The following is an 8,694-nucleotide window of genomic DNA, read 5'->3' on the forward strand; positions in this document are numbered from 1 at the left end:
CGGGCGCAGGGCCGCCCGCCGGAGCGGCCGCGCGGCCAGGTGGTGGTGGGCCTGTCGCAGGAGCCCACGGTGTTCCACCCGCTGATGCCGGGCATCGAGGTGGACCAGGGCGTCTGGTGGAACCTGTTCAGCACGCTCTGGTACATCGACCCGGAGGGCAAGTTCGTCCCCGACCTGGCCGCCGAGATGCCGACGCAGGAGAATGGCGGCATTTCCGAGGACGGGCTGAGCTGGAAGATCAAGCTGCGCAGCGGCGTGACCTGGCATGACGGCACGCCCTTCACCGCCGAGGATGTGAAGTTCAGCCTGGAGCTGATCAACAACCCGAATTTCCGCGTGCGCAACCGGGTCGGGCACGGGCTGGTGAAGGACATCCGCGTGGTGTCGCCCACCGAGATCAGCTGGCAGATGGAGGCGCCCTATGCGCCGTATCTGTCGATCCTGTCGCTGACCTTCATCGTGCCGAAGCACGCGCTGGAGAAGGCTTCGGATCCGAACAACACGCCGTTCCACGCGGCGCCGATCGGCACCGGGCCGTTCCGCTGGAGCAGCCGGCAGCCGGGCGACAACATCCAGCTCACCGCCAACACCGCCTATCACGGCAAGGGGCCGTATCTGGAGCGGCTGGTGTTCAAGTACATCCCCGACCTGACGGTGATGTACACGCAGTTCCGCACCGGGCAGGTGGACTATACCGGCATCGCCGGCATCAGCCCGAATTTCGCGCGCGAGGCGCAGGCGCTGCGCGGGCGGAAGGTGCATGTGAACCCGACCGCCTCGATCGAGAGCATCGCGCCCAATCTCGGCTTCCCGGCGCTGGCCGACAAGGCGGTGCGGCAGGCGCTGTATCTCGGCATGAACAAGAAGGCGCTGATCGACGTCCTGTATTACGGGCTGCCGACGCCGAGCGAGAGCTTCCTGCCGCGGCAATCCTGGGCGATCAACCCGGACCTGCCGGCGCATGAGCACAACCCGGCCAAGGCCAACGAGATCCTGGACGCCGCCGGCTGGCAGCGCGGCAGCGACGGGGTGCGCGCCAAGGGCGGGGTGCGGCTGGAATTCACCAACTCCACCACCGTCGGCAACCCGGTGCGCGAGCAGGCGCAGCAGCTGCTGATGCAGGATTGGCGCGGCATCGGCGCCGCGATGCGGGTGCAGAACATGCCGGCCGCCGTGATCTGGGGCGAGTTCTGGCAGATGTCGAAATTCAACTCGGTGATGGTCAGCGTGAACTACATGCTGGGCTCCGACCCGGATGTGACGCCGCGCTTCAGCAGCAAGGCGATCCCGGCCAAGGGCGGGCGCGGGCAGAACACCTTCCAGTTCGAGAACGCCCAGGTGGATGCGCTGCTGGAGCAGGGTGCGACGCAGTTCGACCAGGCGGCGCGGCGCGCCACCTATGGCCGCATCCAGCGCATCATCCGCGAGGAGCTGGCGATCCTGCCGATCTTCCAGCAGGCGCTGGTCGAGGGGCTGAAGGACAATCTCCAGGGCTTCCGGCCGAACATCAACACCTCCTCCAATTGCTGGAACATCCGCGAATGGTACTGGGCGTGAGGCGGCTCGGAGGGGGCTGAGCCCGATGGGGTCCTATCTGGTCCGCCGGCTGGGGCAGGCGCTGCTGCTGCTGCTGCTGGTGTCGATGATCGGCTTCGCCATCCTGCACCTGGCGCCGGGGGGGCCGATGGCGCAATACGCCATGGGCTCCAACATGTCGCAGGAGGATCTGGACCGCATCGCGGCGCAGCTTGGCCTGGATCGTCCGCTGCCGGTGCAGTACGCCGAATGGCTGTGGCGCATGCTGGGCGGGAACTGGGGCATCTCCTACCGCGACAGCCAGCCGGTGCTGCATGTCATCTCCTCGCATCTCGGCGCGACGCTGGAGCTGATGCTGACGGCGACGCTGATCGCCGTGCTGCTGGGCTGCTGGATCGGCATTCTCGGCGCCATCCGCCGCTATTCGGTGTTCGACTACCTGGCCACCATCGGCGCCATGGTGGCGCTGTCGATCCCGACCTTCTGGTTCGGCCTCGTCGCCATCTTCATCTTCTCGGTCGAGCTGGGCTGGCTGCCGGCGGGCAACCGGCAGACCATCGGCGATGGCTCGCTGCTCGACATGATCCACCATCTGATCGCGCCGGCCCTGGTGCTGGCGCTGGTGGAGACGGCGATCTGGAGCCGCTTCATGCGCTCCTCCATGCTCGACGTGATCAACCAGGACTATATCCGCACCGCGCGGGCCAAGGGGCTGCCGGAATGGCGCGTGCTGTCGGGCCATGCCTTCCGCAACGCGCTGCTGCCGATGATCACGGTGGCCGGGCTGCAATTGCCGACGCTGCTGGGCGGCGCGCTGGTGACCGAGACGGTGTTCACCTGGCCGGGCATGGGGCGGCTCTTCCTCGATTCCATCGAATACCGCGACTACCCGGTGGTGATGGGCATCCTGATGTTCTCGGCCAGCCTGGTGCTGATCGGCAATCTGCTGGCCGACATGCTCTACGCGGTGGCCGATCCGCGCATCCGGCTGGGCTGAGGGGCAGGCGATGAGCAGCACCACCGACGCGATCGCCCTGCCCGTGGCGGAGACCCTGCCGCCGCGCAACACCGCCTGGCGGCGCTTCCGCCGGCACCGGCTGGCGATGCTGGGCGCCATCATCATCGCCATCCTGCTGTTCGGCAGCGTGGCCGGCCCCTATCTGATCCCTTACAACGACACGCATATCGACATCATGCAGCGCTTCGCGCCGCCATTTTCCGGCGCGCATGTGCTGGGCACGGATGAGCTGGGCCGCGACATGCTGGCGCGGCTGATGATGGGCGGGCGCATTTCCCTCGCCGTCGGCTTCGCCGCCATGGCGATCAGCATGGTGATCGGCATCAGCGTCGGCGCCATCGCCGGCTATTATGGCGGCGCGGTGGGCGCGGCGCTGATGCGCTTCGTCGATGCCGTGCTGTGCTTCCCCACCATCTTCCTGCTGCTGGCGCTGGCCGCGCTGGTCGAGCCGGGGGTGGGCTCCATCACCCTGCTGATCGCCGCCACCGCCTGGATGGATGTGGCGCGCATCGTCGAGGCGCAGATCCGCGCGCTGCGCGAACGCGACTTCGCCACCGCCGCCGAGGCGCTCGGGGCATCGGACGGCTACATCGTGTTCCGCGAGCTGGTGCCGAACGCGGTGGCGCCGATCGTGGTCAGCGCCACGCTGAACGTCGCCAAGGCGATCCTGCTGGAAAGCTATGTCAGCTTCCTGGGCTACGGCATCCAGCCGCCGGTCGCCAGCTGGGGCAACATGCTGAACAATGCGCAGATCTACCTGACCAGCGCGCCCTGGCTGGCCATCCTGCCCGGGCTGCTGATCACGCTTGCCGTCACCAGCTTCAACTTCCTCGGCGACGGGCTGCGCGATGCGCTGGACCCGCGGATGGACAGCCATTGATGGACACGCTGCTGGAGGTCGAGAACCTCGCCATCCGCTTCCGCACCCATGGCGGGGAGGCGGCGGCGGTCAGCGATGTCTCCTTCACCCTGAAGCGCGGCGAGACGCTGGCGATGGTGGGGGAGAGCGGCTCGGGCAAGAGCGTCACCTCGCTGGCGCTGATGCGGCTGCTGCCGAAGCCGCCGCTCTGCTAGGTCTCGGGCAGCATCCGGCTGCGCGGCGCGGATGGCGCGATGCAGGAGCTGCTGAGCCTGCCGGAGCCGGAGATGCGCGCGGTGCGCGGCAACCGGCTGGCCATGGTGTTCCAGGAGCCGATGACCTCGCTGAACCCGGTGAAGACGATCGGCGCGCAGATCACCGAGACGATCCGCCTGCACCGGCCGATGCCGCAGCGCGCGGCGGAGGACGAGGCGGCGCGGCTGCTGGAGTTGGTCGGCATCCCCTCCCCGCGCCAGCGGCTTTCGGCCTATCCGCACCAATTGTCGGGCGGCATGCGGCAGCGGGCGATGATCGCCATGGCGCTGTCCTGCGAGCCTTCGGTGCTGATCGCCGACGAACCCACCACCGCGCTCGATGTGACGATCCAGGCGCAGATCCTCGACCTGCTGCGGCGGCTGCAGGAGCAGACCGGCATGGCGGTGATCTTCATCACGCACAATCTGGGCGTGGTGGCGGAGATCGCCGACCGGGTGATGGTGATGTATGCGGGGCGGGTGGTGGAGCAGGCGGATGTGGTGCCGCTCTTCCGCCAGCCGCTGATGCCCTACACGCAGGGGCTGCTGCGCTCCGTGCCGCGGCTGGAGCTGGCCGGCCGCCGCGCCGGCGCGCTGCCGGCGATCCGCGGCAATGTGCCGGATCCGCGCCACCCACCGCCCGGCTGTGCCTTTCACCCGCGCTGCGACTTTTTCCGCGCGGGCGAATGCGACCAGACGGCGCCCTTGCTCGAAACCACCGAGGATGACCGGCAGATCCGTTGCCTGCGCTGGCAGCAGGTCGCGACCGAACTGATGGCGGGGTCCGGGGGGACCCTGTCCCCCCGGCCGGCGGAGCCGCTTTCATGACCCTTGGCATGAACCCCCTTCTCGAAGTCAGCGATCTCCAGAAGCATTTCCCGGTCGGTGGCGGCTTGTTCGGCCGTGGCCAGAAGCTGGTGAAGGCGCTGGACGGCGTCTCCTTCGCGGTGACCCCCGGCGAGATTCTTTCGGTGGTCGGCGAATCCGGCTCCGGCAAGACGACGCTCGGCCGCACGCTGCTGCGGCTGACCGAGCCCAGCGGCGGCGCCATCCGCTTCGAGGGGCAGGACATCACGCATCTGTCGCGCCGCGCGCTGCGGCCGCTGCGGCGGCGGATGCAGCTGGTGTTCCAGGACCCGTTCGCCTCGCTGAATCCGCGCATGAGCGTGGAGCGCATCGTGGCGACGCCGCTGATCATCCAGGGCGGCGTTGGCCGGGCGGAGCGGCGGGAGCGCGTGGCGGAGATGCTGCGCCTGGTCGGGCTGCAGCCGCATCATGCCGAGCGGCACCCGCATGAGCTGTCGGGCGGGCAGCGGCAGCGCGTCGGCATCGCGCGGGCGCTGATCATGAAGCCCAGCTTCCTGGTGGCGGATGAGCCAGTCTCGGCGCTAGACGTGTCGATCCAGGCCCAGGTGGTGAACCTGCTGCTGGAACTGAAAGAGAAGCTCGGCCTGACGATCCTGTTCATCGCGCATGACCTGGCGGTGGTGGGGCATATCTCCGACCGCATCGCGGTGATGTATCTCGGCCGGGTGGTGGAGATCGCCGAGACCGGCGCGCTGTTCCGCAACCCGCGCCATCCCTATACCGAGGCGCTGTTCTCCGCCGCGCCGGTGCCGGACCCGACGCTGCGGCGCGGATCGGGGCGGGTGATCTTGCAGGGGGACATCCCCTCGCCGCTGAACCCGCCCTCGGGCTGCGCCTTCCGCACGCGCTGCCGCTTCGCCCGCGCGGGATGCGCCGAGGCCGTGCCGCCGCTGCGCGCGGTGGGGCCCGGCCATTTTTCCGCCTGCATCCGCGACGATATCGCGCTGCAGGCCAGCCTGCCCGCGGCCTGAGCGCCGCCTTTCCTTCCGACCAAGCTGCCAAGGACACCCAGCATGTCGCCTCCCGTGGACCGCATCGCCAGCGACGAGACGCTGCCGGAGGCGGTGGATGTCGTGGTCATCGGCGCCGGCATCATCGGCGTGGCCGCCGCCTATCACCTGGCGAAGAAGGGCCATTCGGTCGCGCTGATCGAGAAGGGCCATGTCGGCGCCGAGCAATCCAGCCGCAACTGGGGCTGGTGCCGGCAGCAGGGCCGCGACCGGCACGAGATCCCGCTGGCCCGCGCCAGCCTGGAGATGTGGGGCGGGCTGCATGAGGAGATCGGCGCCGATCTCGGCTTCCGCCGCAAGGGCGTGCTCTGGGTCACCAAGGACCAGAAGGAACTGGCCGGCTGGGAGCGCTGGGCCAATGACGCGCGGCAGATGCAGGTGCACAGCCACATGCTGAGCGCGGCCGAGGTGCGCGAGCGCCTGCCCGACAGCACCGAGGGCTGGATCGGCGGCATGGAGACGCCGAGCGACGGGCGCGCCGAGCCCTCCATGGCGGCGCCCGCCCTGGCGGCGGCGGCGCGGCGGCTCGGGGTGAAGCTGTTCCAGAACTGCGCGGCGCGCGGCATGGAGACCAAGGGCGGCGCGATCGACGCGGTGGTGACCGAGAAGGGCCGCATCCGCACGCAGGCCGTGCTGCTGGCCGGCGGCGCCTGGTCCACCCTGTTCTGCCGCCGCCACGGCATCACCCTGCCGCAGGCGATGGTGATCGGCACCGCCTTCCGCACCACCGCCGCGCCGGTGATCCGCGAGGGCGCGCTGGGCACGCCGGGCTATTGCATCCGGCGGCGCGAGGATGGCGGCTACACCGTGGCGCTGCGCGGCCGCGGGCGGCTGGAGCTGACGCCGGACGGGCTGCGCTATGCGCGGCAGTTCTGGCCCACCTTCAAGCAGCGCGCCGCCAAGCTGAAGATCCGGCTGGGCTCCGCCTTCGTCACCGAGCTGTTCCAGGGCGCCTCCTGGTCCTTCGACCGCGAGACGCCCTTCGAGCGCACCCGCGTGCTCGACCCCAGCCCGGACATGACGCTGGTGGAGGAGGCGCTGGGCATGCTGCGCGCGGCCTATCCGTCGCTCGCCGGCATCGGCTGCGCCGAGGCCTGGGCGGGCTCGATCGACTCGACGCCGGACGCGGTGCCGGTGATCTCTCCGGTGGACGGGCATCCGGGCTTCTACCTGGCCACCGGCTTCAGCGGGCATGGCTTCGGCATCGGCCCGGCGGCGGGGCGGCTGGCGGCCGATATCGTCAGCGGCGACACGCCGATCGTCGATGCGCATTCCTACCGCTACAGCCGGCTGGTGGACGGCACCCGGCTGGCGCCGGCCGGCGCGCTGTGACCCTGGCACCGGGCCGGAGGCACAATCCGGCCCTGGTTGCTGCGGCGCGGCGAAGGGAGTAGTCCGGACGGGTGCAACGCGACCTGGCACCGACCCAACTCTGGGACTGGCTCACCCGGAAGGCATGGCCCTGCTGGCTGGCCCATGGCGTCGACTGGCAGCGCCGCGCCTTCCACGAGCACCTGACGCTGGACGGGAAACACTGCACGGCGGAGTTCCGCCGGCTGCGCGTCGTGACACGGCAGATCCACAGCTTCGCCCTGGCGCACCGCCACGGGCTGCCGCGCGCGGCGGAGGCGGTGGAGCTCGGCGTCGATTTCCTGCGCCGCACCGCCCGGCAGGCGGATGGCGGCTATGCTTGGCGCTTCGGCCTGGATGGGCGGGTGCTGGATCAGCGCCGCGACCTCTACGACCATGCCTTCGTGCTGCTGGCGCTGTCGGCGGCCAGCGCGGTGCTGCCGTCGGCGCCGCTGCGGACCCTGGCGCTGGAGCTGGACGATTACCTCGTCCACCGGCTCGGCCATGCCAGCGGCGGCTATCTGGAAAGCCTGCCGCCCAGCCTGCCGCGCCGGCAGAACCCGCATATGCACCTGCTGGAGGCGCGCCTCGCCGCGGCGGAGGCGTTTGGCGATGCCCGCTTCCTCGACGGCGCCCACCGGCTGGTGGCGCTGTTCCGCGCGCATTTCTTCCAGCCCGCCACCGGCACGCTGGTGGAGCTGCTGGATGACGACCTCCGCCCGCTGCCCGGCCCGGTCGAACCCGGCCATCACTGCGAATGGGTCTGGCTGCTGGACTGGCACGCCCGGCTGGCCGGCCAGCACGCCGCGCCCGCCCAGGCGGCCGCGCTGCGGGAATTCGTGGAGCGCCACGGCGCCCTGCCCGCCGGCCCGCTGCGCGATTCCGTGGCGCCGGATGGCACGCCGCTGTCGGAGGCCGCGCGGCTCTGGCCGCAGGCGGAGCGGCTGAAATCGGCGGTGCTGGCGGGGACCGCGCCGCTGCGCGCGGCCGAGGCGGCGATCGCGCCCTATCTGCGCGAGGACGGGCTGTGGCATGAGCGCCGCCTGGCCGATGGCACGCTGAGCCAGGAGCCAGCGCCGGCCAGCAGCCTCTACCACCTGTCCTGCGCGCTGGATTTCGTGACGCGGCGCCTGCCCGCCCCCGCCTGAAAGCCGCTTCACAGCGGCGCCGGGGCGGGGAAAGCTGGGCCCGACCTCGCCGGGAAGCCCGCCATGCGCCACCGCCCGATCGCCACCGCCGCCCTGCTGCTCGCGCCGTTGCTGCTGGCGGGCGAAGCCGCCGCGCAGCCGGCGCCGCCCCGCCTGCCCGGCTGGAGCGCCGAGCGGCTGGGGCAGAGCAGCGGCGGCATCACCGAGGATTGGGCGCTGCGCTGCGGCGGGGAGGGCTGCGCCCAGGGCAGCCTGGCCTGCACCGGCTTCCGCGCCGCCGCCATGCCAGGCGGCCCGCCGACCCTGCTGGAGCTGGCCGACCCGCAGCGCGCCCCGATCGGGCAGCTGGGCTACTGGCTCTCGGCGCGGCTGGCGCAGGAGCGGCGGGATGTGCTGGGCCCGGGCGATGTGCGCGACACGCCGCTCTCCGGCTTCGCGCTGGAAAGCGCCGGGCGGCGCGAGGTGGCGCTGGGCCAGGCGGCGCTGCGCTCCAGCCGCGCGCAGCTCGGCGCGGTGCTGGCGTTGTGGCCGGAGGGGGAGCGGCTGCGCGGGCTGCGCTGCTCCTACCGGCTGGAGCAGCAGGCGGAGGCGATGGCGCGCATCCGCGCCCTGCTGGCGGCCCTGCCGGGGCCACGCTGAGGCGACCGGGATT

At 71.0% G+C, this 8,694-nt stretch carries 8 protein-coding genes and 1 pseudogene; all 9 read left to right on the plus strand.

What is annotated here, in order from left to right; translation table 11 throughout:
- Window positions 1-1,557 (plus strand): peptide ABC transporter substrate-binding protein (locus HMPREF0731_RS13980; RefSeq protein ID WP_007004803.1); only part of this gene is annotated, 1,557 nt, incomplete at its 5' end.
- 25 nt (window positions 1,558-1,582) lie between these two features.
- Window positions 1,583-2,533, plus strand: a complete 951-nt coding sequence (locus tag HMPREF0731_RS13985; RefSeq protein WP_007004804.1) for an ABC transporter permease — start codon at window positions 1,583-1,585, stop codon at window positions 2,531-2,533.
- Between the two features lie 10 nt (window positions 2,534-2,543).
- Entirely contained in the window at window positions 2,544-3,434 is an 891-nt protein-coding gene (locus tag HMPREF0731_RS13990) for an ABC transporter permease (protein ID WP_007004805.1), read from the plus strand.
- Window positions 3,434-4,093: pseudogene (locus HMPREF0731_RS26185) on the plus strand (ATP-binding cassette domain-containing protein); the annotation flags it as partial. The gene HMPREF0731_RS13990 and the pseudogene HMPREF0731_RS26185, both read left to right, overlap by 1 nt.
- A 39-nt stretch (window positions 4,094-4,132) precedes the next feature.
- A complete protein-coding gene (locus HMPREF0731_RS26190; RefSeq protein ID WP_281015361.1) occupies window positions 4,133-4,495 on the plus strand; it encodes an oligopeptide/dipeptide ABC transporter ATP-binding protein in 363 nt (120 codons plus the stop codon).
- An 8-nt stretch (window positions 4,496-4,503) separates the two neighbouring features.
- On the plus strand, window positions 4,504-5,505 hold the full coding sequence (locus HMPREF0731_RS14000) for an ABC transporter ATP-binding protein (protein WP_157136125.1): 1,002 nt from the start codon (window positions 4,504-4,506) through the stop codon (window positions 5,503-5,505).
- Window positions 5,506-5,547: 42 nt separating this feature from the next.
- Complete coding sequence (locus HMPREF0731_RS14005; protein WP_007004809.1) at window positions 5,548-6,876, plus strand: NAD(P)/FAD-dependent oxidoreductase; 1,329 nt, start codon at window positions 5,548-5,550, stop codon at window positions 6,874-6,876.
- Window positions 6,877-6,947: 71 nt separating this feature from the next.
- On the plus strand, window positions 6,948-8,042 hold the full coding sequence (locus tag HMPREF0731_RS14010) for an AGE family epimerase/isomerase (protein WP_007004810.1): 1,095 nt from the start codon (window positions 6,948-6,950) through the stop codon (window positions 8,040-8,042).
- A gap of 63 nt (window positions 8,043-8,105) precedes the next feature.
- Complete coding sequence (locus HMPREF0731_RS14015; protein ID WP_040613359.1) at window positions 8,106-8,681, plus strand: hypothetical protein; 576 nt, start codon at window positions 8,106-8,108, stop codon at window positions 8,679-8,681.
- The last annotated feature ends 13 nt before the right edge of the window (window positions 8,682-8,694 follow it).

It is taken from the genome of Pseudoroseomonas cervicalis ATCC 49957 (genome assembly GCF_000164635.1).
In the GTDB taxonomy this organism is placed as follows: Bacteria; Pseudomonadota; Alphaproteobacteria; order Acetobacterales; family Acetobacteraceae; genus Pseudoroseomonas; species Pseudoroseomonas cervicalis.

Excerpts from the sequence above, each read along its gene's own strand:
- HMPREF0731_RS13985 (WP_007004804.1), top strand. The coding sequence starts at position 1,583 with ATGGGGTCCTATCTGGTCCGCCGGCTGGGGCAGGCGCTGCTGCTGCTG.
- HMPREF0731_RS13990 (WP_007004805.1), top strand. The coding sequence starts at position 2,544 with ATGAGCAGCACCACCGACGCGATCGCCCTGCCCGTGGCGGAGACCCTG.
- HMPREF0731_RS26190 (WP_281015361.1), top strand. The coding sequence starts at position 4,133 with ATGTATGCGGGGCGGGTGGTGGAGCAGGCGGATGTGGTGCCGCTCTTC.
- HMPREF0731_RS14000 (WP_157136125.1), top strand. The coding sequence starts at position 4,504 with ATGAACCCCCTTCTCGAAGTCAGCGATCTCCAGAAGCATTTCCCGGTC.
- HMPREF0731_RS14005 (WP_007004809.1), top strand. The coding sequence starts at position 5,548 with ATGTCGCCTCCCGTGGACCGCATCGCCAGCGACGAGACGCTGCCGGAG.
- HMPREF0731_RS14015 (WP_040613359.1), top strand. The coding sequence starts at position 8,106 with ATGCGCCACCGCCCGATCGCCACCGCCGCCCTGCTGCTCGCGCCGTTG.